Genomic DNA, 26863 nt, shown 5'->3' with positions numbered 1-26863 from the left:
GCCGCATTTGTGGATTGCGTGGGAAACGAAAAATGCCGCCATGTGTGCTTCAGCGAGGAGCGCGGTATAACAGCGGCTCTTCGCGATGCTTGCCATGGCGGCATTCATCAGGAATCGTTATTCAGTTGTTATCTCATGGATTGTGCTGGCAGCGTATCAGCCGCGCGCCTTGGCGTATGCCTCGTACACGGCTTCGGTGGGCTCGCCGGTCTCCACGCCCTCGATGGTGAGTTGCCAGGTCAGCGGTTCGGCCTCGCCGGACAGCACCCAGGCGGCCTGACGGGCGGCGCCGATGGCCACATATTCGTCGGTGGCCGGACGGGTCACGTCCATGCCGAGGATTGAGGGGGCCAGCGTGCGGATGGCCACGGACTTCGCGCCACCGCCAATGAGCAGGATGCGGTTGATCTCGGCACCCAGCGAACGAATCAGCTCGAGGCAGTCGCGCTGGGAACACAGCAGGCCTTCGACGAACGCACGAGCCAGATTCTCCTTGGTGGTGTTGTGCAGGGTCAGGCCAGTCAGCGAGGCGGTGGCGTCCGGACGGTTCGGCGTACGCTCGCCGTCGAAGTACGGCACCAGGGTGATGCCGCCGGCACCCGGCTCGGCCTTAAAGGCCAGTTCGGCCAGCTCGTCGTAGTCCACGCCAAGGGCGGCGCGACCGGCGTCCAGAATGCGCGAACCGTTGATGGTGCAGGCAAGCGGCAGATAATGACCGGTGCAGTCGGCAAAGCCAGAAATCGCTCCGGTCAGGTCGTACACCGGGTTTTCAGCGATGGCCGCGGCCACGCCGGAGGTGCCGAGCGATACGGACACATCGCCCACGGCCATGCCGAGGCCCAGCGAGGCCATGGCATTGTCTCCGCCGCCGGGGCCGATGATGCAGCCGCCTTCAACGTCCTTGCCGGCAATGGCGGGGTCGGCCTTGACGGCGGCTGCCTCACGCGGGCCCAGCACGGTGGGCAGCACAATGGCGTCGGCGTGGGCCTTGGCGGCTTCCTCGCCCTCGGCAGGGGCCAGCACCATGGCGATGAGATCGCGGCGGTACTCGTCATGCGCGGCATCGTAGTAAATGGTGCCGGAAGCGTCGGAACGGTCGGTGAACAGGGCTTCGAGATGAGCGTCCTCGCCCTCGGCCACCGGGCCATAGCCGGCGATACGCCAGCTCAGCCAATCGTGCGGCAGACAGACGGCGGCAATCTTCTTGGCGTTCTCAGGCTCGTTCTCGGCCACCCACGCCACCTTGGTCAGCGTGTAGGAGGCGACGGGGGAGGATCCGACGGCCTTGACCCAGCGTTGCTTGCCGCGGGCGGTCACGTCGTCCGGTTCGTCGCCCTCGGCCGGAGCTGCACCGAGCTTGTCGATCAAGGCGGCGGCCTGCGGGGCGGAACTGGTGTCATTCCAGAGCATCGCATCGCGAATCACGTTGCCCTGCTTGTCGAGAATGACCATGCCATGCTGCTGGCCGCCAACCGCGAGGGCCGCGACATCGTCAAGGCCGCCGGCCTGCTCGGCGGCCTTGGTGAAGGCCTCCCACCAGAATTCCGGGTTGACCGAGGTGCCATCCGGGTGCTTGGCCTGCCCGAACCGAACCTGTTCGCCGGTGGCGGCGTCCGTGATGCGGACCTTCGTTGATTGGGTTGACGTATCTACGCCGGCAACCAGTACTCTCGTCATGCATTCCTCCTCGATGAGGGTCGCGCTCAAAAGTTTCGGCGCGCCATAGCCAATAAGTTAGACGATTAAACTATACTGTATCTCAACGTTCGATTGCAAACGGAAACACGCGAAGGTGCGGTCCGATTCAATCGTTTGACGCACAATATCATGGTGTGATAGACGGATGTGAGCGCCTGTGCGGCGCTCGAGACTAGGGGTGCGAGGAGGTAGGGGCCAATGGCAAATCTACGCAGGATCAATCAGGAGGATCTGCGCAACCATAACCTGTCGGTGACGCTCGACACCTTATTGCGTGCGCAGAAACCGATGAGTCGTGCCGATCTGGCCAAGGAGACGGGCCTGACCAAGGCCACGCTCTCGCTGTTGGCCTCGATGCTCATTGAAAGCGGCGTGGTGCAGGAAGGCGAGCCGGTCGTTTCCACCACATATGGGCGGCCCAGCACGCCGCTGGAGATTCGCGGCGGATCCATCGCCGGCATCGGCCTGCAGATCAACACCGATGGTTACGGTTGCCTGGCACTCGATCTGAACGGCGACACTCTCGGCCGGGAGTGGGTGAGTGAGGATATGACCGGCACTGACCCGTACGAGATCTTCGCCAAGCTCGATGCGATGACTTTCCCGTTGGAAAGCCGGCTCAAACGACGCGGCTGCAAGGTGGTGGGAGCCGGGTTTGCGCTGCCGGGCATCGTCACCGACGACATGTGGCTGTTGGTGGCCCGCAATCTGGGTTGGGAAAACGTCAACCTCACCCGGTTCAACGTGGTGCGCCGGCTGGATGTGGTGGCCGGCAATGAGGCGAAGATGGCCGCCATCGCTCAGATTCCGGGGTATGCCACCGAACGTGCGCCCTTCCTGAATGTGGTGGACCGCACGGACTCCTTTATTTACCTGTCTACCGATATCGGCATCGGCGGCGCGGTGGTGCGCGACGGCGAAGTGGTGATGGGCTCGCACGGATTCGCCGGCGAGATCGGCCATCTGTCCGTGGCGATGGATGGGCCGTTGTGCAGCTGCGGGCGTCACGGGTGTCTTGAGGCGTTTGCGGGCCGTCGCGCTTTGGTCGAGGCTGCCGGCATTGCCGAGGATGGGGATGCCACCAGCAGCGAGGCCATCGATATGTTCCTCCAGCGTTGGCGAGCCGGGGATTCGGATGTGGCCAAAGTGGTCGATCAGGCCGCCGATGCGCTGGTTTCCGCCATCGCTTCCGCCGTGAATCTGGTGGATGTCGATACGGTGCTGTTGGGTGGACTGTGGACGCACTTCGGCGACGAGCTGGCCACCGTGCTTGAAGGCCGGCTGCGTTCGGAAATTCTGGGATACCCGAATGTGAAGATTCGCGTGTTTGTGCCGCCGGTGGCGCTGCATCCCTCGCTATATGGCGCGGCCGAAATGGGCTTGCGACGGTTCATCGAGAACCCGTTGGGGTACATGGGGGAGAAGTAGCGCCGGGAGATGCTGCTTGTTGCTGGCGGGTGCATGGTATGGGTGCATGGCGCGCGTGCCGGCATTAGCGGGCTCGTGCTACACTTTGGCAAGTTGGCTGTTTTACGCAGCGAACGTGGGGCCGTAGCTCAGTCGGTTAGAGCATGCGACTCATAATCGCCCGGTCCAGGGTTCAAGCCCCTGCGGCCCCACTCTTTTGCGTCGTCTCCTGCGGCGGCGCAGCGCGTCTTCACGTCCAGATAGGCGCGTACAATCCCTTAGGTTCCGGTTCACGTCTTGCCATAGGGGCATGACGACCCGGGTCCCCCGAATCCATAGGAGACGTAAAATGCAGCAGGGTATCCATCCTGATTATCACCCCGTTGAGGTGACGTGCTCGTGCGGCAACACCTTCGTGACCCGCACCGCTGGCAAGGAAGATCACATGTTCGTTGACGTGTGCTCTCAGTGCCACCCGTTCTACACCGGCAAGCAGAAGATTCTTGACACCGGTGGCCGCGTTGCTCGCTTCGAGAAGCGCTACGGCAAGAAGAGCAAGTAGCATACTTCACGCCAGTCCGATTCGATTTGGCATGCTCCGGCATACCCGATCGAGGACTGGCGTTTTTTGTATTCTTTGACAAGTTTTGTTGCAGCATTGACCTGCGCAATCGAATAATCGAACAGAACAGCACCATACAGAAGAAAGTGTGTTATGGCAGACGAACAGTTCCCGGCGGCGGCAACCGCGCTTGAGGAGTACCAGTCCATCGAAGAACAGATGGCAAGCCCCGAAGTCGTGTCCAACCCGGACAAGCTGCGCAAGCTGGGTCGTCGTCACGCCGAACTGGGTGCCATCGTGGGTGCCTACAAAGCCTGGTTGCAGGTGAAGGACGATCTGGCAGCCGCTCAGGAGATGGCCGGCGAGGACGCCGACTTCGCCGAGGAAGCCAAGCGTCTTGAAGACGAACTGCCCGGTGTCGAGGAGAAGCTGCGCACCGCGCTGATCCCGCGTGACCCGGATGATGCGCGCGACACCATCATGGAGATCAAGGCCGGCACCGGCGGCGAGGAAGCCGCACTGTTCGCCGGCGACCTGCTGCGCATGTACACCCGTTACGCCGAGAAGCGTGGCTGGAGCGTGAACGTGCAGTCCGAGAACACCACCGAGCTCGGCGGCGTCAAGGACGTGCAGATCGCCATCCGCGCCAAGGGCACGCCCGCTCCCGAAGACGGCGTGTGGGCTTCGATGAAGTACGAGGGCGGCGTACACCGTGTGCAGCGCATCCCCGTCACCGAATCGCAGGGCCGTATCCAGACTTCCGCTGCCGGCGTCATCGTGTTCCCCGAGGCCGACGAGGATGACGACGAGATCGAGATCGATCCGAAAGACCTGAAAATCGACATCTTCATGAGCTCCGGCCCCGGCGGCCAGTCCGTGAACACCACGTATTCCGCCGTGCGCATGACCCACCTGCCAACCGGAATCACGGTGAACATGCAGGATGAGAAGTCGCAGATTCAGAACCGTGCCGCCGCGTTGCGCGTACTGAAGTCCCGCCTGCTGGCCATGAAGCATGAGCAGGAGGCCGCCGAGGCCGCCGACATGCGTCACTCGCAGGTACGTTCGCTTGATCGCTCCGAGCGAATCCGCACATACAACTTCCCGGAAAACCGTATCGTCGACCATCGCACGAATTACAAGGCTTACAACCTTGACGCCGTGCTCGACGGCGACCTGCAGGCCGTCATCGATTCCGACATCCAAGCCGACGAGGCCGACCGTCTGGCCAATCAGAAATGACTTTGCCGGATGGCTCCCCTCTGTGAGGGGAGCTGTCAGCGAAGCTGACTGAGGGGAGCCTAATGTCCGATCAACGGAGACCGCCAGTGCTTATTACCGACATCATCAACCAAGCCTCTTCGCAATTGCGCGAAGCGGGTATTGAGACGCCTGAGCATGATGCCAAGTTGCTCCTTGCCGAGGCGGCAGGCGTTGAACTGCGCGACGTCGACAGGGCTCTGCTTATGGGGGAGGAACTTGGCACAACCGGACAGCTTGCCGTCTTCCGTGCCATGCTCGACCGCCGTGCCAAGCGCGAGCCGCTGCAATACATCACCGGGCATGCTCCTTTCCGCTACCTTGACCTGAAGGTCGGTCCCGGAGTGTTCATTCCTCGTCCGGAAACCGAAACCGTGGTGCAGGCCGGCCTTGACTGGCTGACAAAAAACGGCATGATCCATCCTTGTGTGGTCGATTTGTGCGCCGGCTCCGGCGCGATTGGGCTGTCCGTTGTCAGCGAGGTGCCCGGCAGCCAGGTGTGGGCGGTGGAGCTGTCGCCGAACACCGCCGAATGGACGCGAAGGAATCTGTCGGAAACCGCGAAAAAGTACCCATCCATTGCCTCGAATTACCATCTGGAAATCGCGGATGCCACGTCCTTCGCCACATTGGCCCAATTGGACGGCACCGTCGATATCGTCATCACCAATCCCCCCTACGTGCCGCAGACCGATATTCCCGAGCAGCCGGAAGTGCGTGATTGGGATCCGGAATTGGCTTTGTATGGCGGCTCGATGGACGGTACGTTGATTCCCGAGCGCATTATCGAGCGGGCCTGCCGTCTTCTCAAGCCTGGGGGCGTGCTTGTCATGGAACATGACGTGACCCAGGGGGATCGTCTCGTGGCCTTTGCCAGTGCCACCGGATTCGCTGCCGCATCGACCGGCCAGGACTGGACGGGTCGCGACCGCTACCTGTTTGCAGTGTCCTAAGCCCCACGAATCCCACATTTCCTTGGGATTGTATTCTCGTTTCCGTAATTGCGCTGTCTCATAATAAGAACAATTTATTGCGGGTTCAAAGCCGGTCTGGTTATAACAGTCCGCGACAAACATCGGATGAGAGAGACGTGAATGACGGTCACAAGCCGTGTGATGTAGTTCTGTGGTATGCGAATTATGTGAGTGGAACGTCTCACGCGCACATCCCGCGCGTTGGTTGACAGATGAACGATGTTGAAATATCCCAAGGAAGAAGGAAGAGGATGAACGTGAAGTTCTCCACTAAGTTCGTTGCGGCCAGCGCGGCCGCTGTTATGGCGTTGTCCCTCGCGGGCTGCTCCGGCGGCAGCATGGATGATTCCTCCAGCTCCAGTGCCAAGGCCTCCGGCGACTCCATCACCATCGGCACCGTGACCACCAACTCCGGTACCGCCGCCGCTTACGGCGAGGCCGAGGTCAAGGGCTTCGAGCTGGCGGTCTCCGAGATCAACGCCAAGGGCGGCATCAACGGCAAGAAGGTCAAGCTCGAGTCCATGGACGACAAGGGCGACGCCACCGAAGCCTCCAACGCCTACAACAAGCTCGCCGGCGACAACAACGTGCTCGCCGTGGCCGGCCCGACCATTTCCGCCACCACCGCAGCCGTGGCCCCGCTGGCCGACCAGTCCAAGCTGGTCACCATCGCCCCGGCCGCCACCTCCGACTCCATCGAAACCGGCAATTACCTGTTCCGCACCTGCTTCAAGGACTCCTACCAGGGTGAGGTGGCTGCACGCTTCGCCGCCGAGAACCTGAAGGTCAAGAAGGTGGCCGTGCTCTACGGCACCGGCGATCCGTACTCCTCCGGCGTGGGAGAGGCCTTCGCCAAGGCCGCCGAAAAGCTCGGCCTCGAAGTGGTGGACAAGGAAAGCTCCTCCTCCGCCGACGACACCGAGTACTCCGCCCAGCTGCAGAAGATCCAGGCTTCCGGCGCCGAGCTGCTCTACGCTCCGTACTACTACTCCGTGGCTGGCCCGTACATCATCCCGCAGGCCCGCTCCGTGGGTTTCGAGGGCTACGTGATGGGACCCGACGGATACGATGGCCTCAAGCTCACCGGTGACAAGTCCCAGTACAACAAGACCTACTACACCACCCACTACTCCGCCGACGACAACACCAACACCAAGGTGCAGGACTTCATCAAGTCCTACAAGTCCAAGAACAACGCCGAGCCGAACACGTTCGCCGCTCTGGGCTACGACACCATCTACATGATCAAGCAGGCCATCGAGAAGGCTGGCGAGAACGCCACCCGTGAGGATGTGCGCAACGCCGTGGCCGGCATGACCTTCGACGGTGTGACCGGCAAGTTCACCATGGACAAGTCCGGCTCGCCGACCAAGTCCGTGACCGTGCTGGAAATGAAGGACGGCAAGCCGGTGTACAACACCACCGTGCAGCCCAAGTGAATTCCATGAATTCCCACCGCATAATCACGATGTCCTAGCATGACTTCCGCATGAACAGGAGAGCGACCGGTTTTGCCGGTCCTCTCCCTTTCGTGTTTTCACGGGCTCGGATGCATAAGGACAGCCGTCGATATGCGGATATCGCCAGGCGCGGGCGTATCGCGCCATCAATCGCAAGACATACGAATATCTCTACGCGCGCAGCGGTAGAGAACCACAACATTGATAGAAAGGGGGAGCTATGACCGATCAGATCATCATGTTCATCAGCCAGCTGTTCAACGGTCTGAAAATCGGCAGCGTGTACGCGCTGGTGGCATTGGGCTACACCATGGTCTACGGCATCATCCGACTGATCAACTTTGCCCACGGCGATTTCATCATGGTCGGAGCCTACGTGCTCATGCTCACCATTCCGGCCATCGTGGCCATGGGACTGCCCGCCTGGGTGGCGGTCATTCCCGCCATCCTGGTATGCGTGGCCGTCGGCGTGATCGTCGAAAAGGCCGCCTATAAGCCGGTGCGTGAAAAGGGCAACTCCATGACCGCCCTGATCACCGCCATCGCCATGTCGTTGCTGCTGGAGAACGGCTCACAGGCCATCTTCGGCGCCGACTTCCAGACCGTCCCGACCATCTTCCACCTGCCGTCCATCGCGTTCGGCAAGCTCAAGCTGCCGGGAGACACCCTGCTGACCATCGTCATCGGCCTGGTCATCATGGTGGGCCTGCAGCTGTTCGTCAAATTCACCAGGCAGGGCAAGGCCATGCGCGCCGTCTCCGAAGACAAGGAGGCCGCCGTGCTCATGGGTATCAACGTGAACTCCACCATCGCCCTGACATTCGCCATCGGCTCCGGTCTGGCCGCGGTCGCCTCGCTGATGTACTGCGCCGCCTACCCGCAGGTCTCGCCTATGATGGGCGCCATGCTGGGCCTGAAGGCGTTCGTCGCCGCCGTGCTCGGCGGCATTGGTTCCATCCCGGGCGCCATGATCGGTGGTCTGGCCATCGGTCTGATCGAAAGCCTGACCAAGGCGTATATCGGCACCATCACGGCGGGCATCATCACCTCGGCGTTCTCCGACGCCATCGTGTTCGCCATCCTGATCATCGTGCTGCTCGTCAAACCGTCCGGCATTATGGGCAAGAACGAAGGGGAGAAGGTCTGATCAGATGAAGAAGACAATGCTTTCCACCAAACAGTCCTATCTTGTGTGCTTCATCGGCATCCTCGCCGCGTTCGGCATCGTGATGGCGCTGTGCGAATCCGGCTTGGCCGACTCCTACATCAAGGGCATCATGATGACCGCGTGCATCGCCATCATCATGACCACCTCCCTGAACCTCACCATCGGCGTGCTCGGCCAGCTGACGCTGGGATGCTGCGGTTTCGAGGCCATCGGCGCCTACGTGGCCGCACTGACCTCCAAATACATGGTCGCCGCCGGCATTGCCATCGACCCCACCGCCCGCTTCCTGCTCACCACGCTGATCGGCGGCGTGGTGGCCTGCGTGTTCGGCATCCTGATCGGCATTCCTGCCCTGCGACTGCACGGCGACTACCTGGCCATCATCACGCTGGGCTTCGGTGAGATCATCCGCGTGATCATCCAGAACCTCAAGGTAGCCGGCGGCATGGGCCTCGACAAGGGCGCCGCCGGACAGGCGCTGATCGGCATCGAACGCACCGCCAACCTGTACGTCGTGTTCTGGATCATGGTGGTCACCGTGGTCGTGCTCTTCATGTTCGGCCGCTCCCGTTACGGCCGTGCGGTCAAGGCCATCCGCGACGACGAGATCGCCGCCGGCGCCTCCGGACTCAACACCACGTACCTCAAGGTGCTCGTCTTCGCGATCTCCGCGTTCTTCGCGGGCATCGCCGGCGGTATCTTCGCCCAGTACATCGGCTCGCTCAACCCCACCATGGCCGGTTGGCTCAACTCCATCAACTACGTGATCATGGTGGTGTTCGGCGGCATGGGTTCGCTCACCGGCTCGATCGTCTCCGCCATCGGCCTGACCATCCTGCCCGAGCTGCTGCGCGCCTTCGCCGACTACCGTATGCTCGCCTACTCGGTGGTGCTGGTGCTCGTCATGATCTTCCGCCCGCAGGGCATCTTCGGATCCTGGGAGTTCTCACTGCCGCGTCTGGTCAACCGCATGCTGTTCCGCGGCGCCGCCGGCAAGGGCGCGAAACCCGCGGCCAGCGCCAAGCAGCATGACCAGTCCGACGACAAGACCGTGAAGGAGGCCTCACGATGAGCGACGCAACCCAGCCCATCCTCAAAGCCGAACATCTCGGCATCACCTTCGGTGGTCTGAAAGCCGTGTCCAACTTCAACATGACCATCAACAAGGGCGAACTCATTGGCCTGATCGGCCCCAACGGCGCCGGCAAGACCACGGTGTTCAACCTGCTGACCGGCGTGTACAAGCCCACCGAAGGCGAGTTCTGGCTGGACGGAACCCGGATGAACGGCAAGAAGACCTATCAGGTCGTGCGTGCCGGCATCGCCCGAACCTTCCAGAACATCCGCCTGTTCAAGCAGCTCACCGTCGAGGAGAACGTGCTCGTCGCCTTCGATGAGTCGTTCACCTACCACATGGGCAGCGCCATCTTCCGCACCCCGGGCTTCTGGAAGCAGGAGAACGAGATGCACGAGAAGGCCATCGACTTGCTGCGCATCTTCAACCTCGAGGGACTGGCCACCACCCAGGCGGCCAACCTGCCGTACGGCCAGCAGCGCAAGCTCGAGATCGCACGCGCCCTGGCCACCGGCATGAAACTGCTGCTGCTCGACGAGCCGGCCGCCGGCATGAACCCCACCGAAACCGAGGATCTGCTGCACTGTATCAACACGATCCGCGACCGTTTCGGTATCGCCATCCTGCTCATCGAACATGACATGAGCCTGGTGATGAGCGTATGCCAGCGCATCCAGGTGCTGGACTATGGCCGCACCATCGCATCCGGCACGCCGGAGGAGATCGCCAACAACCCGCAGGTCATCTCCGCCTACTTGGGCAGCGACAACAACGATGACGCGGACGGCGATTCCACCACCAAGGCGGAACCGGAGCCAAGCATTGCCAAGACACTGACGGAAGGAGCGCGCTGATGCTGGAAATCAAGGATCTATGCGTTTCCTATGGCGCGATCGACGCGGTCAAGGGCATTAGCCTCAAGGTGAACGACGGCGAGATCGTCTCCCTGATCGGAGCCAACGGCGCCGGCAAGACCACCACCCTGCACACCATCACCGGTCTGGTGCCTGCCAAATCCGGCAGCATTACCTATGATGGCCACGATCTGCTCAAAACGCATGCGAACAAGATCGTCACGCTGGGCATGGCCCATGTGCCGGAAGGCCGCCACGTGTTCACCCGCATGAGCGTGCAGGAGAACCTAGAGATGGGCGCGTTCAGTCTCAAAGACCAGTCCAGTCTGGGTAAGGATCTTGAGATGGTGTTCGACTACTTCCCGCGTTTGAAGGAACGTCGCCGCCAGCTGGCCGGCACGCTTTCCGGCGGTGAGCAGCAGATGGTGGCCATGGGCCGCGCCCTGATGAGCCATCCGAAGACCATCCTCATGGATGAGCCGTCGATGGGTCTGTCCCCGCTGCTGGTCAAGGAGATCTTCGACATCATCGTCACGCTGCGCAAGCGTGGCATCACCGTGCTGCTCGTGGAGCAGAACGCGAAGATGGCCCTGTCCATCGCGGATCGCGCCTACGTGCTCGAGACCGGCAAGATCACCATGGAGGGCAAGGCCTCCGACCTGCTGCACGACGAGAAGGTGCGCAAGGCGTACCTCGGCGCGTGACGTCTCACATTACTATGCTCCCGCTGGCGGGAGCTACCTCACGAAGTGAGGCTGAGGGTGGTTATCGGAGATTTCCGGCAACCACCCTCAGTCAGCTCCGCTGACAGCTCGCCAGCGGGAGCATTCATATATCACTGCGCGTAATACTGTAGCGCGGAAGCATCCTTATCCGTAATCTCGCGAATCGGACGGGCCGGATTACCCACGGCCACGGTGTGCGGCGGAATATCGCGCGTCACCACCGAGCCGGCACCGATCACGCAACCCTCGCCGATCGTCACGCCGCCGATTACCGTCACATTGCCGCCAAACCAGCAGTTCGAGCCGATGACAATCGGCTTGCCATACTCGCAGTCGTATGCGGAACCATCAGGTGCCTGCCTCACGTTACGATCCTGCCAACGCAACGGATGCATCGGTGGCAGCAGCGAAACGTTCGGGCCGAACAGCACGTCGTCGCCAATCGTCACCGGGCAACAATCCAGCACAGTGAAGTTGAAGTTGGCGAACACGCGCTCTCCGATGGTGATGTTGCAGCCATAGTCGAAGAAAATCGGCCCCATCACGTCAAGGCCGGCACCGTGGCCGGGCAGCAGCTCATCGAGAATCGCGGCACGGGCGGCATGATCGGTACGCGACGCGGCGTTGAAGCGCGCGCACAGGTCGCCGGCCTTCTCGCGCAGGGCATTCAATTCAGGGTCTACCGAATTGTACAGTTTGCCGGCGAGCATCTCCTCGCGCTCGCTGGCGCGCGGCATACGCAGTTCGACGGGAGGCATGGTGGTGGATTCAGCATTGATTTCGCTCATTGAACACTCCTGTAATTTCGCGAAAGAGCATGGATGGACTCATTGTATCTACGGTCTGTGCGTGTGGGGCGAATCGGAAAACGGCAGTACGGCAAACGAGCGATGATGAACTATGCAAGTCGGGGCGCAATGGTGCAATGGTAGATTGTGAATACACAAGCGAACGGAGGTGGCGTGAGCGTGGAAGGCGGAACAACGCTGAAAGTCACGGATGAATCGCTGGCACAGGCGGCGCGTGTCATCCGGGATGGTGGATTGGTCGTCATTCCAACGGATACGGTATATGGAGTGGCGTGCGATCCGCGTAATAAGGCCGCTATCGACCGTATCTACCGGCTCAAGCGTCGCCCGCGCTATAAGGCGTTGCAGGTACTGCTCGCATCCACCGACCAGCTTGATGAGCTCGGTCTCGACCTGCCGTCCCCGCTGAATCGTTTGTCGGCGGCGTTTCTGCCTGGCGCGTTCTCGCCGATTGCCGTAGCCCGGCCCGACTGCACGTTGGAGACTTTGGCCGACACCGCCGATGGTCGCCCCGGCACGCAAGGCATCCGCATCCCCAATTCGGCGCTGTGCCTCGCGATTCTCAAGGCGACTGGCCCGCTGGCCGCGTCCAGCGCCAACCGTTCCGGCGACGAAAGCGCGCAGACCGTCCAGGAGGCGGTTGACGCGTTCGGCAGCGAAGTCGACCTGTATCTGGACGGCGGTCCCACCCAAGGCCATGTCTCCAGCACCGTCGTCAAAGCCGATCCGTACGCGCGCGACGGCATCGAGATCCTGCGTGAAGGCGTCATCGCCCAAAACGTGATTCGCAAGGCCCTCCACCTCAACGGCGGTGGACTCGGCGCATGAGAATCTACCTACTGATTGCCGCCATCGCCGGTGGCGTCACCTGGCTGGTGACTCCGCTGATTCGCCACGTCGCCATCGAAATCGGTGCGGTTGGCGAGGTGCGTGCCCGAGACGTGCACACCATTCCCACGCCGCGCATGGGTGGCCTTGGCATGCTGATCGGTTTTGCCGTGGCTACCGTATTCGCCAGTCGGCTGCCTTTTCTCTCGGGATTGTTCAACGGCAATTACCAGATGTGGGTGATTCTTGCCGGCGGCATCATGATCAGTCTGCTGGGCATGGCCGATGACCTGTGGGATCTCGATTGGATGCTGAAACTTGCCGGTCAGCTGCTGATTTCCGTATTCGTGGCTTGGGGCGGATTGCAGATCATCTCACTGCCTTTGGGCGGTTCGCTGATTACCGCCTCGCCGAGTCTGTCCATGGCGATCACCGCATTCCTGATTGTCGCCTCGATTAACGCGGTCAATTTCGTTGATGGCCTCGATGGCCTGGCGGCCGGTATCGTGGCGATTGGTGGCATAGCGTTCGCCGCCTATTCGTATATCATCGCCCGGTCTTCCCCGAGTTATGCTTCGTTGGCCACGCTGATCGACGTGATGATGGTGGGTATCTGCGTGGGCTTCCTGCTGCATAATTGGCATCCCGCCAAACTGTTTATGGGTGATTCCGGTTCGATGCTGCTTGGCTATCTCATCACCTGCGCTTCGATTGTGATGACCGGACGTCTTGACCCGGCCTCGATTCATGCCAGCATCTATCTGCCGGTGTTCATGCCAATTCTGCTGCCGATTCTGGTGTTGTTCCTGCCTGTGCTCGACATGTGTCTGGCGATTGTGCGGCGTTTGGCCAAAGGCCAGTCGCCCATGCATCCGGACCGTATGCACCTGCACCATCGCATGCTGAAGATCGGGCATTCGGTGCGTGGCGCCGTGCTGATCCTGTGGGGATGGGCCGCGCTGATCGCATTCGGTTCGCTGACGATTCTGTTCTTCAAAGCGCAGCATGTGGCCGTGGGCATGCCCATCGCCGTGGTGGTGCTGACCATAGCCACGATGTACCCCTATCTGCGGCATCGTATTCCCGAGATCCAAGCCGAGAACCTGACGCTCGAATCCGCACGCAAGAACGCGCAGCATGCTACGGTTAAGTCGCAGTCTGCAGTAGGGGAGAGCCGGGATTCGATTGGCTCTCAGGCAGCGGATTCGATGACTGATTCGCCTGCGGATTCGCGGGACTCGCAGGCGGGTGAGGTGCAGGACCCGGCAGCGGATAAGTGAGCGCTCACAAGCGTGTGTCGTGAAGGTCAGCGCGTGTTCATATAGTGTTTGTATGGCTACAAACCTCGATGAATTGAACGCCCAATCGGCGTATGCTCCCCTTCCTCCGATTTTCGCCAAGCTCGGCCTTGCTTATGATGATGTGTTGCTGCTGCCGAACGAGACGGATGTCATTCCCTCCGAAGTGGACACCAGCACTCATCTGACTCGCAAGATCGTGATGAAGGCCCCGGTCCTCTCCGCTGCCATGGATACCGTGACCGAGTCCGAGATGGCCATCGCCATGGCTCGTAACGGTGGTATCGGTGTGCTGCACCGCAATCTGTCCATCGACGACCAGGCCGCTCAGGTCGATGTGGTCAAGCGTTCCGAGTCCGGTATGATCACCGACCCGCTGACCGTCAACCCCGAGGTCACTCTGGCCGACCTCGACAAGCTGTGCGGCAAGTTCCACATCTCCGGTCTGCCGGTTGTGGACAAGGAAAACAAGCTCGTCGGCATCATCACCAACCGTGATATGCGCTTCATCGCCTCCGAGGATTACGACACCCTGAAGGTTAAGGATGTCATGACCAAGGAGAACCTGGTCACTGGCCCGTCCAACATTTCCAAGGACGACGCTCACCGTCTGCTCGCCCAGCACAAGGTTGAGAAGCTGCCGCTCGTTGACGAGGAAGGCCACCTGACCGGCCTGATCACCGTCAAGGACTTCGTCAAGACCGAGCAGTACCCGGACGCCACCAAGGATGAGCAGGGTCGTCTGCGCGTGGCCGCCGGCGTCGGCTTCCTCGGCGACGCCTGGCAGCGTGCCTCCGCTCTGATGGAGGCTGGCGTGGACGTGCTCGTGGTCGACACCGCCAACGGTGAGGCCCGTCTGGCACTCGACATGATTTCCCGCCTGAAGCACGACTCCGCCTTCGACGGCGTGCAGATCATCGGCGGCAACGTCGGCACCCGCTCCGGTGCTCAGGCCATGATTGAGGCTGGCGCGGACGCCGTCAAGGTCGGTATTGGCCCCGGCTCTATCTGCACCACCCGTATCGTTGCCGGTGTCGGTGTCCCGCAGCTCACCGCCGTGTACGAGGCTGCCCAGGCCTGCCGTGCCGCTGGCGTGCCCTGCATCGCCGACGGTGGCATCCACTACTCCGGTGACATCGCCAAGGCCCTCGTGGCTGGCGCTTCCTCCGTGATGCTCGGCGGCACGCTCGCTGGCTGTGAGGAAGCCCCGGGCGAGAAGGTGCTCCTGCACGGCAAGCAGTACAAGCTGTACCGTGGCATGGGCTCCCTCGGTGCCATGGCCCCGCGCGGCAAGAAGTCCTACTCCAAGGACCGCTACTTCCAGGCCGACGTGACCTCCAGCGACAAGGTCGTGCCGGAAGGCGTGGAAGGCGAAGTGCCGTACCGCGGACCGCTGAACGCCGTGCTCTACCAGATGCTCGGTGGCCTGCACCAGTCCATGTTCTACATCGGCGCCCACAACATCGCCGAGATGCCGGAGCGTGGCAAGTTCATCCGCATCACCGACGCCGGTCTGCGCGAATCGCACCCGCACGATATCGTGATGACCACCGAAGCCCCGAACTACTCCGGCTTCCACAACAACTGATCGGTTGATGCCCGCTAGCTTGCGCTAGTTAGGGGTTGATTCCTTGTGAAAAGGGTCTGCTTATGCAGGCCCTTTTCGCGTATGTGGCTCGAGATAGCTTGTATGCGCTGGGGTATAGTCTGAACTGTTCTTGTAATAACGGGTGACATGACGAAAAGAGGCTTACCATGGTCGACAGCCATGATGCAGAAACTTACAGCGCAAAGGATTCGCGCCTGATTTGGATTGACTGCGAAATGACGGGCTTGGATATCTTCGGCGGCGACGAACTCGTCGAGGTGTCCGTAGTGCCCACTGACTTTGACCTGAATGTGCTGGACGAGGGCGTGGATTACGTCATCAAGCCGTCCGAGAAGGCCGTGAACCATATGAACGATTTCGTGCGCCAGATGCACACCCGTTCCGGCCTGATCAACGAGTGGGAGAATGGCCTGAGCCTGGCCGAGGCCGAGCAGAAGGTCACCGAATACGTGCTGCGCTTCACGTCGGAAGGCGTGCGCCCGCTGCTGGCCGGCAACACCATCGGCTCCGATAAGAAGTTCCTCGACCATTACATGCCGAACCTCATGAGCCACCTGCATTACCGCAGCGTGGATGTGAGCACATTCAAGGAGCTCGCCCGCCGCTGGTACCCGGCCGTGTACGAGAACCGCCCGCCAAAGAACGGTGGCCATCGTGCTCTCGCAGACATCATCGAGTCCTTGGACGAGCTGCGCTACTACCGTAAGGCGTTTATGGCTCCCGCCCCCGGCCCGGACGATGCCGCATCCAAGGCCATCGCCGCCGACATCGTAGCCACCAGCATCCTCAATAAGTAGTCCGCCGTACTTGGCTCCCCTCCCTGAGGGGAGTCTAGAGAGGTTGATATGCGCCAAACCGAAGCCCTGGCCATTCTGAACGCCGGCGCGAACGTGTTCCTGACCGGTGCGCCCGGTGCCGGTAAGACCTATGTCTTGAACGAGTTCATCCGCCAGGCTCGGGCCGACGGCGCCAGTGTAGCAGTCACCGCGTCCACAGGCATCGCCTCCACGCATATCAACGGCCAAACCATTCATTCGTGGAGCGGCGTCGGCGTGGCCACCGCCCTGAGCGCCAGCCTGCTCAAACTCATCAAATCCCGGCGCAAACGCAAGATTCAGGCCACGGACATCCTCGTCATTGACGAGGTTTCCATGCTGCACGCTTGGCTGTTCGACATGGTCGACCAAGTCTGCCGCGAAGTACGCCGTGATCCACGCCCGTTCGGTGGCATCCAGGTTGTCTTGTCCGGCGACTTCTTCCAGCTGCCGCCGGTTTCGGTGTCCGGGCGCAACCGCGACCTCATCGCCCCCACGCCCGAATTCATCGCCAGTCGCGAACGGTATGCCCGTGCCGGCTTGAACCCCGAAGGCTTCATCACCGAATCGCTGGTATGGCCCGAACTCAACCCGGTGATCTGCTATCTGACCGAACAGCACCGTCAGGATACCGGCGAACTGCTGACCGTGCTCACCGACATTCGCGAAGGCGACGTGACCCAGTCCGACCGTGACGTGCTCGTCACTCGTCTGGGCAAACTGCCCGAGCCCGGCCAGGTCGCCGTCCACCTGTTCCCGGTGAACCGGCAGGCCGACAATCTCAACGACATGCGCCTGAACCAGATCATGCTTGATCCACACGAGTTCCACGCCGAGACAGCAGGCCCTGCCAACCTGGTCGACCGACTCAAAAAGAACATGTTGGCCCCCGAGCGATTGATACTCAAGGAAGGCGCGGCTGTCATGGCCCTGCGCAACGACACCGATCGCCAGTACGTCAACGGCTCGCTCGGCACCGTGCGTGGCTTCGCACAGGAGAACAAGGGCGGCTGGCCGATCGTGGAATTCGAGAACGGCAACATCGTCACCATGAAACAGGCCACATGGGAGATGATGGACGGCGACACCGTGCTCGCCTCCGTCTTCCAGGTGCCGTTGCGCTGCGCGTGGGGCATCACCATCCACAAGTCGCAAGGCATGACGCTTGACCGTGCGGTCATGGACCTGAAGCGCACCTTCGCGCCAGGCATGGGATATGTGGCGCTGTCCCGAGTCGAATCGCTGGGCGGCCTCTATTTGGCCGGCGTCAACGAACGCATGTTCCTCGTCTCGCCCGATGCCGTGGTGCTCGACGGCGACCTGCGCGAAGCCTCGGCCGCGGCCTCCGACCAGTTGGCCGATGAAGGTGCAAACGCGTTCAAACCCGCCGAGCCGGACGAATTCGGTGCCAATCCCGACGATGACTTCGCCCAGGACGCGTTGTTCTGATCTTTAGAAGCGCTCCGTAGCAGCTACCATGGAATAAGAGGTGGTAGTTATGGTGCTATCCGAGATATTTCGTGGAAACAATGAGGTTCGCGAGGCCGCCCGAGCCGGTGTGCAAATCGATACGGTCAGTGTGGCTAGTGCGTCAGATGCAGCAAGCGCGGCAGACGGCAGCGGCAAAATCACTGGCGCAATACGTCCGTCAGCGGTGGCCGGTTCGTTTTATCCGGCTGACCGCACCGCGCTCAAACAGCTAATCAACCAGCAGCTCGATTACGGCCGAAAGCTTCTGCAACAGTTGGAGCCCACACTTCCAGCGTGGGTGCCGAGGGCGGTAATAGTGCCGCACGCCGGATACATATATTCCGGCACGGCAGCTGCGCTCGCTTACGCGCTCTTGGAGCGTGGGCGGGGGAGCGTGACTCGCGCGGTAATCGTAGGGCCGACTCACCGCGTGGCCGTGCGAGGCGTCGCCTGTTCCACGGCAGCGGCGTTTGAAACGCCGCTGGGCACTGTGCCGGTAGACATTGCAGCCGAGCGTAAGGCTCTGGGCCTGTCTGTCAATGAGCCATTGCGCTCCGGTACACATGCCCGTCCGGGCGCGCCGGCTCCCGCAATGATCGTCAATGCCCCAACCCACGCACAAGAACATGCGGTAGAAGTGCAGATTCCGTTCCTGCAGACCGTGCTCGGCCCAGACCTCACTATCGTGCCGTTGAACGCGGGCGATGCCACGCCACAAGAGGTGGGTGATGTGTTGCGTGCTTTGTGGGGTGGCCCGGAAACCGTCATCGTGATTAGTTCGGATCTCTCGCACTATCATCCGCACGAAGTCGCCCGCGCGTTGGATGACCAGACCATTGCGGACATTGCGGCTTTGCATCTGCCGATTCACCCTCGCCGGGCCTGTGGCGCATACCCGATCAACGGCCTTCTGGATGTGTTAAAAGGCCGCAAGGACATGAGGCTCTTCGAGCTCGGCTGTTCCACTTCCGGCGACGACGGCGTGGTGGCGCTCGCCGGCCAACCTCGCCCCGCAATGCGAGACGCCGACGAGCCGGTAGTGGGATATGTCTCGTTTGCCGCGTGGGAATCCAAGCCGGAAGCAGATGCTCTAGCCGGTGCAGATGACTTAGGCACATCGGGTACGCCATCCCACGGTGAGGTGCTGCTGAAACTTGCCCGTGCCGCTATCCGGGAACGGCTGCATATCGAGCATCCGACCGCCGCTGATTCGACCGCGTCCATTCTTGCCGCAAACCCATGGCTGAACGAGCCCGGTGCCTGTTTCGTCACCCTGACCGAGGGTGGCCGGCTACGCGGGTGCATTGGTTCGCTGGTCGCCCACCGCTCGCTCGGCAAGGACGTGGCCGAGCACGCAGTGGATGCCGCCACCCGCGACCCACGTTTCACCCCGGTCACCGCCGCGGAATACCCGCTGCTCAACGTGGAGGTATCCGTCTTGGGTGAGCCCGAGCCGATTACAGTGAACTCCTGTGACGCCGATTCGCGCGGTACCGGCTCGAAGACCGCGACTCTGGCATCGCTGCAATCCGGACCTCAGACCGACGCCGTCAAACGGGACGGCAGCAACGTCGAACGCCCGGTACGTTCGCGCACTGAACTTGAGGAAGTATTACGCCCCGGCAAAGACGGTCTGATTCTCGCCGACCGTCGTGGCCGCAGCGCCACATTCCTGCCACAAGTGTGGGATGAGCTGCCCGATCCGCACGATTTCGTCGCTCACCTGCTCGCCAAAGCCGGTATCCGCCCTTCCTACGACTGGACCGATAGCGAAATCGACTGTCAACGCTACGAGGTGACCGCCTATGCCGAGCATTAACGCAGCAACCATATCTCCTCCCGCTGGCAAGAGGTGGCGCGAAGCGCCGGAGGGTGGTCATCGGGAATCGTGCGGTCATACGGCGTCAGTCACAGATGTTCGTAACCCCGCCATAGCCCGCTGGCAAACGCAATTCCACGACGGTACCAACCGCGCTCGCTGCGAACTATGCCCGCGCCGCTGCGTCCTCAAGCCCGGCCAACGCGGCTTTTGCTTCGTCCGCTCAAACCACGACGGACTCATCGTCTCCGACACCTACGGCCGCAGCTCCGGCTTCGCCGTGGACCCAGTGGAAAAGAAGCCGCTCAACCACTTCCACCCCGGTTCCAGTGTGCTGAGTTTCGGCACGGCTGGCTGCAATTCCGGTTGCCGATTCTGCCAAAACTGGGATATTGCCAAAGCCCGCAGCTTCGACCGGCTCGGCATGGAAGCCAGTCCGGAGAAAATCGCGCAGGTCGCGGCCGACCGGGGCATCGATTCGGTGGCGTTCACCTATAACGATCCGATCGTGTTCGCCGAATATGCCATCGACACGGCCGAAGCCTGCCGAGCGCTCGGCATCCATCCCATCGCCGTGACTGCCGGATACATGAGCGCCGAAGCCCGGCCCGACTTCTACGCGGCCATGGACGCCGCCAACATCGACCTCAAAGGCTTCACCGAAGAGTTCTATTGGAAAGTGACCGGCACTCATCTGGCCGATGTGCTCGAGACCATCGACTATGCGGTCAACGAGGCACGCACACCAGAAGGCGAACACGTGTGGGTGGAGCTCACCACGCTACTCATCCCTGGATTCAACGATGACGACGCCCAGCTGCATGCTGAATGTACATGGATACGCGAGCACTTGGGTCCGGACGTGCCGCTGCACTTCTCCGCATTCCACCCCAGTTACCGCATGATGGACGTACCGCCCACCCCGCACGAGACTCTGACCCGCGCCCGAGACATCGCCCTCGAAGAGGGACTCAATTATGTGTACACAGGCAACGTGCATGATCGTGAAGGCGATACCACGTATTGCCCAAACCCTGAATGCCGGGCCAAGCTCGTGGAACGCGATTGGTATCGAATCATTGCCAATCGTTTATCTGCCGGATACGGTGGCAATGGGCACTGCCCCGTATGCAGGACTGCTATCGCCGGACGTTGGTAATCTGCCTCAGGTCGCCCGCGCGATTCACCGCAGATCGCCAATACGCGCGGCAATCGTCCTCATCGATTTGAGGCTCGCCTCATAGCGCGCGGCTGCCACAATCAGAATGATGCCGCCCAAAGCAAGCCACAATGCCGGCCAGCTACGCAGCATCGGGCGTACTTGCGGCAAACGCACACCCACAATCAGCGCGGCCGCTCCGGACAGGCCGGCGATAAGATCCACCGGGGCATACGGTTGCGGGTTGGTCCATGCAAGACCGAGGAGTATTACGCCGGCAAGAATGGTGGCGCATGTCTCAATAACCTGTGATGCGGTCAGCCGTCCCGACGAACGCCCGAATCGCTCTTGCGCGACTGATGGTTGGTTCGGCTGGGCCATTGCCGGATTCGGGTAGGGGCAGGGAGAAGCATAGGCCCGGCCCGGCTGTTACGGTTGATACGGGCAGGCCGCTTGTTCCGGGACCGACATAGGCGATTGCGCAAACGGTGGCATGGCCATTGGCTGTTGCGATACCGCTTGTTGTGGAACTGCCGTTGGGAATTGCGGGGGCTGCAGCAGAAAATTGCGGGGCCCATGCTGGGGCCGGTTGATACACCGGCTGCTCCGAGGATTCCGGCTGATTCCCCTGTTGCTCGGTCGGTTGCGTCATCGTGCCCTTCTACCCTTCTAGCCGTCATTGTTGCACGAGTGAGTCCGAATGCCAAGATGAAGGTCGGAATAGTGCGAATAGCAGGCGGGCTTGTCGGTTCACGCGAATATCGTGGAACACATGACTTCCAATACCCTTCGTATGTCAACCATGTTCCTGCGCACCCTGCGCGAGGACCCCGCTGATGCCGATGTCGATTCAGCCAAGCTGCTGCAGCGCGCCGGCTATATCCGCAAGGCCGCACCCGGTATCTGGACCTGGCTGCCGCTCGGTCTGCGCGTGCTGAACAAGATCGAGGCCATCATCCGCGAGGAGATCAACGGCATCGGCGCCCAGGAAGTGCACTTCCCGGCCCTGCTGCCGCGCGAACCCTACGAGGCCACCCATCGCTGGGAGGAGTACGGCGATAACATCTTCCGTTTGAAGGATCGCCACGAGGCCGATTACCTGCTGGCCCCCACCCACGAGGAGATGTTCACCCTTCTGGTCAAGGACATGTACTCCTCTTACAAGGACCTGCCCGTCACCCTGTACCAGATCCAGACCAAGTACCGCGACGAGTTCCGTCCGCGCGCCGGCCTGATCCGTGGTCGTGAATTCGTCATGAAGGACGCCTACTCCTTCACCATCGATGAAGAAGGCATGCGCAAGGCCTACTATGACGAGCGCGGCGCTTACGAGCGTATCTTCCAGCGTCTTGACCTGAAGTACGTACCTGTGTTCGCCATGTCCGGCCCGATGGGCGGCTCCGCATCCGAGGAGTTCCTGGCTCCGATGCCGATCGGCGAAGATACCTTCGCGCTGGCACCTTCCGGCAAGGCATGGAATGTGGAGGCCCTGAGCACTCCGGAACTACCGGAAATCGATGCTTCCACCACTCCCGCCGCTTCCAAGGAAGCCACCCCGGATGCCAAGACCATCGATAACATGATCGAGCGTGCCAACGCCGACCACCCGCGTACTGATGGCCGTGAATGGCAGGCTTCCGACATCCTCAAGAACGTGGTGATCACCGTCAAGCACCCTGAGGATGAAGAGCATGACGAGCCGTGGCGTGAAGTGATTGTCGTCGGCGTGCCCGGCGACCGTACGGTGGATATGAAGCGACTGGAAGCCCAGTTCGCGCCCGCCGAACTTGAGGAAGCCACTGAGGAAGACCTGAAGCAGCACCCCGAACTGGTGCCCGGTTACATCGGACCGATGGTGCTTGGCCCGCAGGCCGAGGCTGCTGGCGTGAAGAACCCGGTTCGCTACCTGATCGACGCGCACGTGGTCAAGGGTTCCGCTTGGTTCACTGGTGCCGATGAGAACGAGGTCGACTACTACAACCTGGTGTACGGCCGTGACTTCAAGGTCGACGGCGTGGTGGAAGCCGTTGAGGTTCGCCACGGCGACATGAGCCCGGATGGTTCCGGTCCGTTGAGCTTCGAGCGTGGTGTGGAAATCGGCCAGGTGTTCCAGCTGGGTCTCAAGTACTCCAAGGCACTGGACCTGAAGGTGCTCGACCAGAACGGCAAGGCCGTGCCGGTGTGGATGGGCTGCTATGGCATCGGTGTTTCCCGCGTGCTGGCCTGCATCGCCGAAACACACCACGACGAAGCCGGCTTGGCTTGGCCGTCCGTGATTGCCCCGGCCGCCGTGCACGTGGTGGCCACCGGCAAGGACGCCGTGGCGTTTGAAGGTGCCGAGAAGCTGGTCGCCGAGCTTGAGGCCAAGGGCCTTGAGGTTATTTACGATGACCGCAAGAAGGTGTCTCCGGGCGTCAAGTTCAAGGATGCCGAGCTGATCGGCGTGCCGCTGGTCGCCGTGGTCGGCCGCGATTACGTCAACGACGGCACCATCGAACTGCGCGACCGCAACGGCGAAAACAAGGTCGCCGTGCCCGCCGCCGAAGCCGCCGACGCGCTCGCCGAGCGCTTCGCCGCCCTCAGCTGAGTCCCACTTACTCAGCCTCGGCGTTAATCGCATCAAGCGCCATTCTGCCCAGTCGCAGAATGGCGCTTTGTTGTGGATAACCGAAACTTATCCACATTCTTAAAATTTCAACTGCGTCACAGTATCCACATTTGCCAGTTGCCCTTGTGCGCTTCAAACGTCATGCCTCACAGTGGAGGTACCGCTGGGGCGTGCAAGCCGGCAATGAAGCCGGAGACAGGCTCCGGCGGTCCACATCCAAACAACAGGCCAGCAGGCCGAGGAAAGGACCGATCATGGCAAATCAACAAGCAGCAGTGACCGTCACCGGCTTTGTGGCCGGTGATCCGACACTAGGCGGAACTGAGAGTTTCCGCGTGCTGACATTCCGTATGGGCAGCACCCGCAGTCGACTCAACCCGACTACCAGACAATGGGAGGATTACGGAACCGCATGGGTGGGCGTCAAAGCGTTCCGTGCTTTGGCCGTGAACGCCGCCAGTTCGGTTCGCCGCGGTGACCGCATCATTGTGGTCGGCTCACTCATCACCGAGCAGTGGACCAATGAGCAAGGCGAACCGCGCAGTAGAACCGTTCTCGAAGCCACCAACATTGGGCATGACCTGACCTTCGGCACCACGTCGCTGATCAAGCCACAGCGTGCCGGTAATGGGAACGGAGGCAATGGTGGCAACGGTAACGGCAATGTCAATGGTGCCGCCGAAGGCATGGATGGCGGAAACGGGCAACGAGCATCGTCACCGCACATGAGGCCAACGCAATATAGTGTGGACGGTGCCGCATCCGGTGTGGGCATTGACCCGTATGCGACCTCGTCGGAATCTGGCCCCGTCGAATTTGGGGTCACCTCCGATTCCGGCCAATCGCCGTCGCCATCAACCGAGTCAGCGGCTGCGTCCATGGCCGATGCCGTCATGTCGCAACCGGACGCTGGCGCTAATCAGCCACAGTCCGCAGCCCAACAAACCTACGTCGACGGTTTCGCCGAATCTTCCGATCCCAGCGAATCCGAATTCTGAGTGCCAACCATACATCATGAAAAACCGCTGTGTTCGCCTGTAATCGAGGCAAGCACAGCGGTTTTCTCTTACATAACGGGGATTACCAAATGCTCACACGGTCCTTGGGCGCGAGCCACATGGCGTCGCCTTCGGTCACGCCAAAGGCATCGTAGAAGAGGTCCACGTTGCTGGCGATGCCGTTGGTGCGGAATTCGGCTGGAGAATGCGGGTCGATCTGCAGGTACTGTTCGGCCAGCTCGTCGCGGTTCTTGGTGCGCCAGATGGAGGCGTAGCTCAGGAAGAAGCGCTGCAGGCCGGTGAATCCGTCCATTTCGGGGGCGGTATCGAGCAGTGCCTTGATGGCGGCGGGGGAGCCGTCTTCTTCGGCGTCGGGCTTACCTGCCGCCTTGCCGAGCGCGAATGCATACGCCTTGAGCGCGATGTTCACGCCGCCCAAATCGCCGATGTTCTCGCCGATGGTCAGCGCGCCGTTCACGTGCGGCGCCTTATCAGACTCGTCAGCGTACTTCTCTGCCAGCTGCAGCGGCACAAAGCTGTTGTACTGGGCGATCAATGCGCCGGTGCGGGCCTCGAAGTTCTTGCGATCCTCGTCGGTCCACCAGTTGTTGAGCTTGCCGTCGCCGTCATACTGCGAACCCTGATCGTCGAAGCCATGGCCGATCTCGTGTCCGATCACTGCGCCGATACCGCCATAATTCGCCGCATCCTCGGCCTTCGGGTCGAAGAACGGGGGCTGCAGAATCGCGGCCGGGAACACGATGACGTTCATGCTCGGCTCGTAGTAGGCGTTCACCGTCTGCGGATTCATCAGCCATTCGTCCTTGTCGACCGACTTGCCGACCTTGGCCAGCTGATAGCCGGTCTCGTACAGGTTCGCGGCCTTGGCGTTCTCGGCGGGCAGCGCATCCGCGGAAACACTCAGCGCCGAATAATCGCGCCAGTGGTTGGTGTAGCCGATCTTCGGCGTGAACTTGGAGATCTTCTCCAGAGCCTTGGCCTTGGTGTCCTCGCCCAGCCAATCGGAATTGGTGATGGACACGCGGTAGGCGTCAATCAGATTGGCGACCAGCTCTTCCATGCGGCGCTTCGAGCTTTCGGGGAAGTGCAGGCGCACGTATTCGCGGCCCACATCTTCACCACAAATGCCGTTGACCAGGCTCACCGCGCGCTTCCAACGATCGCGCTGCTTCTTGGCACCGGAGAGCACCTTGCCGTAGAAGTCAAAGTTGGTGGTGTCGAAGTCGCGAGACAGGGAGGAGGCGAAGCCCAGAATCATGTGAACACGGGCCCACAGCTTAAGGTCGGCCAGATCGGCCTCGGCCCAGAACGCATCAAGACCAGTGAGGAAGCTCGGCTCGTGCACAATGACGCGCGCGAACACAGACTTGAAATCAATCGGCTGAGCCTTGGCGGCTTCGGTGGCGTCATAAGCGGTCTGCCAAGCGTCGATCCAAGAACCGAGATCGAAGTTTTTCAGCGTGGCGGCCAGATCGGCGTAATCGGTGGGGTTGTAGGTCTTCACCGAGTCGCGCGTGGCCACATTGTCCCAATGGTTGGCGGCGATCTTGGTTTCCACGGCAAGGAAGTGGCGGGCCATGCCGAGCGCGGCTTCGCTGGGAACCGTGGCGGGAGCGTTGCTCTCGTCATCGCCGGTGTTGGACGGCAGCTCATCGCCACCGTTGGACTCGGCGGCGGGCGCGTATCCGGCGTTCACCAGCTGGGTGGCGACCATCGCCACGTATGCTTCGCGCACGGGAGCGTAGTGATCCTCGCGATAGTAGGCTTCATCCGGCAGACAAAGGCCGGCCTGCTCAAGGTGGGCGATGTTGCGGTCCGGGTCGCCCGGGTCGCCGTAAACGGCCAAGCCGAACAGATCGGGGCCGCCGGCTGGGTTGATCGTGCCGAGCACGCGCGTGAGTGCGGCCTTGTCGATGGCGGAATCGATGAGGTCAAGCTCGTCGCGGATTGGGTCAAGCCCGGCGGCCTCTATGGCGTCGGTGTTGAGGAATGAGCGGTACAGGGCCTCAGACTTGACAGCCGGGCAGTCGTCGGCGTCGAGGATGTCGCGTACTTGGTTTTCGGCGTCTTCGGCAAGCTTGTCGAAGGAGCCGTAGCGCGAACGATCGTCGGGCAATCGGTAGGTGTCGATCCATGGGCCATTCACGTAGCGGAACAGGTCGTTGGTCGGCTTGATGACGGAGGAGAACGATGCCGGGTCGATGCCCGACGTCAGCGTTTCGGTTTCGTTGGTCATGGCCCTAAGC

General features: G+C 61.4%; 22 protein-coding genes and 1 tRNA gene. 19 read left to right on the top strand and 4 right to left on the bottom strand.

Translation table 11 applies throughout. The annotated features are described in order from the left end of the window. Positions 1 to 156 precede the first annotated feature (156 nt). A complete protein-coding gene (locus BLLJ_RS08005) occupies positions 157 to 1677 on the bottom strand; it encodes a xylulokinase (RefSeq protein ID WP_007052435.1) in 1521 nt (506 codons plus the stop codon). Positions 1678 to 1896: 219 nt separating this feature from the next. Between BLLJ_RS08005 and BLLJ_RS08000 the strand changes: the two genes are divergently transcribed. The 10 genes from BLLJ_RS08000 to BLLJ_RS07955 all read left to right on the top strand — a co-directional run bounded on the left by BLLJ_RS08000 (position 1897) and on the right by BLLJ_RS07955 (position 11162). Beyond that, complete coding sequence (locus tag BLLJ_RS08000; RefSeq protein ID WP_007052436.1) at positions 1897 to 3126, top strand: ROK family transcriptional regulator; 1230 nt, start codon at positions 1897 to 1899, stop codon at positions 3124 to 3126. A gap of 117 nt (positions 3127 to 3243) precedes the next feature. Then, a tRNA-Ile gene (locus BLLJ_RS07995) sits at positions 3244 to 3317 on the top strand. A 137-nt stretch (positions 3318 to 3454) separates the two neighbouring features. Next, positions 3455 to 3667: a 50S ribosomal protein L31 gene (gene rpmE / locus BLLJ_RS07990; RefSeq protein WP_003830110.1), complete on the top strand. Its 213-nt coding sequence runs from the start codon at positions 3455 to 3457 to the stop codon at positions 3665 to 3667. 153 nt (positions 3668 to 3820) lie between these two features. Next, entirely contained in the window at positions 3821 to 4909 is a 1089-nt protein-coding gene (gene prfA / locus BLLJ_RS07985) for a peptide chain release factor 1 (protein WP_007052437.1), read from the top strand. 62 nt (positions 4910 to 4971) lie between these two features. Beyond that, positions 4972 to 5880, top strand: a complete 909-nt coding sequence (prmC, locus tag BLLJ_RS07980) for a peptide chain release factor N(5)-glutamine methyltransferase (protein ID WP_049137238.1) — start codon at positions 4972 to 4974, stop codon at positions 5878 to 5880. Positions 5881 to 6152: 272 nt separating this feature from the next. Then, a complete protein-coding gene (locus tag BLLJ_RS07975) occupies positions 6153 to 7340 on the top strand; it encodes an ABC transporter substrate-binding protein (RefSeq protein ID WP_007055677.1) in 1188 nt (395 codons plus the stop codon). Positions 7341 to 7581: 241 nt separating this feature from the next. Then, positions 7582 to 8508: a branched-chain amino acid ABC transporter permease gene (locus BLLJ_RS07970; protein ID WP_007052441.1), complete on the top strand. Its 927-nt coding sequence runs from the start codon at positions 7582 to 7584 to the stop codon at positions 8506 to 8508. A 4-nt stretch (positions 8509 to 8512) separates the two neighbouring features. Beyond that, positions 8513 to 9601, top strand: coding sequence for a branched-chain amino acid ABC transporter permease (locus BLLJ_RS07965; RefSeq protein ID WP_007053882.1), 1089 nt, complete (start codon positions 8513 to 8515; stop codon positions 9599 to 9601). Next, positions 9598 to 10458, top strand: coding sequence for an ABC transporter ATP-binding protein (locus BLLJ_RS07960; protein ID WP_007052443.1), 861 nt, complete (start codon positions 9598 to 9600; stop codon positions 10456 to 10458). The genes BLLJ_RS07965 and BLLJ_RS07960 overlap by 4 nt, the downstream gene beginning before the upstream one ends. Next, entirely contained in the window at positions 10458 to 11162 is a 705-nt protein-coding gene (locus BLLJ_RS07955) for an ABC transporter ATP-binding protein (RefSeq protein ID WP_007052444.1), read from the top strand. The genes BLLJ_RS07960 and BLLJ_RS07955 overlap by 1 nt, the downstream gene beginning before the upstream one ends. A gap of 131 nt (positions 11163 to 11293) precedes the next feature. Here BLLJ_RS07955 and BLLJ_RS07950 read toward each other — a convergent pair whose 3' ends face one another. Then, positions 11294 to 11971 carry a sugar O-acetyltransferase gene (locus BLLJ_RS07950; protein WP_007052445.1) on the bottom strand — a complete coding sequence of 226 codons (678 nt, stop codon included), beginning with the start codon at positions 11969 to 11971 and terminating at the stop codon, positions 11294 to 11296. A gap of 174 nt (positions 11972 to 12145) precedes the next feature. On the opposite strand from BLLJ_RS07950, the gene BLLJ_RS07945 reads away from it, so the two are divergent. The 7 genes from BLLJ_RS07945 (at position 12146) to amrS (ending at position 20990) form a co-directional block, all read left to right on the top strand. After that, positions 12146 to 12820: an L-threonylcarbamoyladenylate synthase gene (locus tag BLLJ_RS07945; protein WP_007053883.1), complete on the top strand. Its 675-nt coding sequence runs from the start codon at positions 12146 to 12148 to the stop codon at positions 12818 to 12820. After that, a complete protein-coding gene (locus BLLJ_RS07940) occupies positions 12817 to 14100 on the top strand; it encodes a glycosyltransferase family 4 protein (protein WP_007052448.1) in 1284 nt (427 codons plus the stop codon). Before BLLJ_RS07945 ends, BLLJ_RS07940 begins: the two co-directional genes overlap by 4 nt. A 52-nt stretch (positions 14101 to 14152) precedes the next feature. After that, positions 14153 to 15706, top strand: coding sequence for an IMP dehydrogenase (guaB, locus tag BLLJ_RS07935; RefSeq protein WP_007052449.1), 1554 nt, complete (start codon positions 14153 to 14155; stop codon positions 15704 to 15706). A 167-nt stretch (positions 15707 to 15873) separates the two neighbouring features. Next, entirely contained in the window at positions 15874 to 16524 is a 651-nt protein-coding gene (orn, locus tag BLLJ_RS07930) for an oligoribonuclease (RefSeq protein ID WP_013582901.1), read from the top strand. Between the two features lie 48 nt (positions 16525 to 16572). Further along, positions 16573 to 17991: a DEAD/DEAH box helicase gene (locus BLLJ_RS07925; RefSeq protein ID WP_007053887.1), complete on the top strand. Its 1419-nt coding sequence runs from the start codon at positions 16573 to 16575 to the stop codon at positions 17989 to 17991. Between the two features lie 49 nt (positions 17992 to 18040). Then, the gene (amrB, locus tag BLLJ_RS07920; RefSeq protein WP_013582900.1) at positions 18041 to 19831 is read left to right on the top strand and encodes an AmmeMemoRadiSam system protein B; all 1791 of its coding nucleotides are present in this window, start codon (positions 18041 to 18043) and stop codon (positions 19829 to 19831) included. Next, a complete protein-coding gene (gene amrS / locus BLLJ_RS07915) occupies positions 19818 to 20990 on the top strand; it encodes an AmmeMemoRadiSam system radical SAM enzyme (protein ID WP_007052453.1) in 1173 nt (390 codons plus the stop codon). The genes amrB and amrS overlap by 14 nt, the downstream gene beginning before the upstream one ends. Before the next feature lie 24 nt (positions 20991 to 21014). On the opposite strand, the gene BLLJ_RS07910 is transcribed toward amrS, so the two are convergent. Then, positions 21015 to 21371, bottom strand: a complete 357-nt coding sequence (locus BLLJ_RS07910; protein WP_007052454.1) for a hypothetical protein — start codon at positions 21369 to 21371, stop codon at positions 21015 to 21017. 391 nt (positions 21372 to 21762) lie between these two features. On the opposite strand from BLLJ_RS07910, the gene BLLJ_RS07900 reads away from it, so the two are divergent. After that, entirely contained in the window at positions 21763 to 23577 is a 1815-nt protein-coding gene (locus BLLJ_RS07900) for a proline--tRNA ligase (RefSeq protein WP_007055676.1), read from the top strand. A gap of 275 nt (positions 23578 to 23852) precedes the next feature. Continuing rightward, a complete protein-coding gene (locus BLLJ_RS07895; RefSeq protein WP_011068810.1) occupies positions 23853 to 24596 on the top strand; it encodes a single-stranded DNA-binding protein in 744 nt (247 codons plus the stop codon). Between the two features lie 82 nt (positions 24597 to 24678). Here BLLJ_RS07895 and BLLJ_RS07890 read toward each other — a convergent pair whose 3' ends face one another. Continuing rightward, positions 24679 to 26853, bottom strand: coding sequence for a M13 family metallopeptidase (locus BLLJ_RS07890; RefSeq protein WP_013582898.1), 2175 nt, complete (start codon positions 26851 to 26853; stop codon positions 24679 to 24681). Positions 26854 to 26863: the final 10 nt, after the last annotated feature.

Origin of the sequence: Bifidobacterium longum subsp. longum JCM 1217 (assembly GCF_000196555.1) — a bacterium.
Taxonomy (GTDB): Bacteria; Actinomycetota; Actinomycetes; order Actinomycetales; family Bifidobacteriaceae; genus Bifidobacterium; species Bifidobacterium longum.
This window is presented reverse-complemented; position numbering and strand designations above follow the sequence as displayed.

What these genes read in the sequence shown, in the direction of transcription:
- BLLJ_RS07955 (WP_007052444.1), top strand. Translation starts at nt 10,458, where the DNA reads ATGCTGGAAATCAAGGATCTATGCGTTTCCTATGGCGCGATCGACGCG.
- BLLJ_RS07925 (WP_007053887.1), top strand. Translation starts at nt 16,573, where the DNA reads ATGCGCCAAACCGAAGCCCTGGCCATTCTGAACGCCGGCGCGAACGTG.
- orn (WP_013582901.1), top strand. Translation starts at nt 15,874, where the DNA reads ATGGTCGACAGCCATGATGCAGAAACTTACAGCGCAAAGGATTCGCGC.
- BLLJ_RS07970 (WP_007052441.1), top strand. Translation starts at nt 7,582, where the DNA reads ATGACCGATCAGATCATCATGTTCATCAGCCAGCTGTTCAACGGTCTG.
- BLLJ_RS07890 (WP_013582898.1), bottom strand. Translation starts at nt 26,853, where the DNA reads ATGACCAACGAAACCGAAACGCTGACGTCGGGCATCGACCCGGCATCG.
- BLLJ_RS08005 (WP_007052435.1), bottom strand. Translation starts at nt 1,677, where the DNA reads ATGACGAGAGTACTGGTTGCCGGCGTAGATACGTCAACCCAATCAACG.
- BLLJ_RS07910 (WP_007052454.1), bottom strand. Translation starts at nt 21,371, where the DNA reads ATGGCCCAGCCGAACCAACCATCAGTCGCGCAAGAGCGATTCGGGCGT.
- BLLJ_RS07960 (WP_007052443.1), top strand. Translation starts at nt 9,598, where the DNA reads ATGAGCGACGCAACCCAGCCCATCCTCAAAGCCGAACATCTCGGCATC.
- rpmE (WP_003830110.1), top strand. Translation starts at nt 3,455, where the DNA reads ATGCAGCAGGGTATCCATCCTGATTATCACCCCGTTGAGGTGACGTGC.
- prfA (WP_007052437.1), top strand. Translation starts at nt 3,821, where the DNA reads ATGGCAGACGAACAGTTCCCGGCGGCGGCAACCGCGCTTGAGGAGTAC.
- BLLJ_RS07900 (WP_007055676.1), top strand. Translation starts at nt 21,763, where the DNA reads ATGACTTCCAATACCCTTCGTATGTCAACCATGTTCCTGCGCACCCTG.
- BLLJ_RS07950 (WP_007052445.1), bottom strand. Translation starts at nt 11,971, where the DNA reads ATGAGCGAAATCAATGCTGAATCCACCACCATGCCTCCCGTCGAACTG.
- amrB (WP_013582900.1), top strand. Translation starts at nt 18,041, where the DNA reads ATGGTGCTATCCGAGATATTTCGTGGAAACAATGAGGTTCGCGAGGCC.
- guaB (WP_007052449.1), top strand. Translation starts at nt 14,153, where the DNA reads ATGGCTACAAACCTCGATGAATTGAACGCCCAATCGGCGTATGCTCCC.
- BLLJ_RS07965 (WP_007053882.1), top strand. Translation starts at nt 8,513, where the DNA reads ATGAAGAAGACAATGCTTTCCACCAAACAGTCCTATCTTGTGTGCTTC.
- BLLJ_RS08000 (WP_007052436.1), top strand. Translation starts at nt 1,897, where the DNA reads ATGGCAAATCTACGCAGGATCAATCAGGAGGATCTGCGCAACCATAAC.
- prmC (WP_049137238.1), top strand. Translation starts at nt 4,972, where the DNA reads ATGTCCGATCAACGGAGACCGCCAGTGCTTATTACCGACATCATCAAC.
- BLLJ_RS07940 (WP_007052448.1), top strand. Translation starts at nt 12,817, where the DNA reads ATGAGAATCTACCTACTGATTGCCGCCATCGCCGGTGGCGTCACCTGG.
- BLLJ_RS07895 (WP_011068810.1), top strand. Translation starts at nt 23,853, where the DNA reads ATGGCAAATCAACAAGCAGCAGTGACCGTCACCGGCTTTGTGGCCGGT.
- amrS (WP_007052453.1), top strand. Translation starts at nt 19,818, where the DNA reads ATGCCGAGCATTAACGCAGCAACCATATCTCCTCCCGCTGGCAAGAGG.
- BLLJ_RS07975 (WP_007055677.1), top strand. Translation starts at nt 6,153, where the DNA reads ATGAACGTGAAGTTCTCCACTAAGTTCGTTGCGGCCAGCGCGGCCGCT.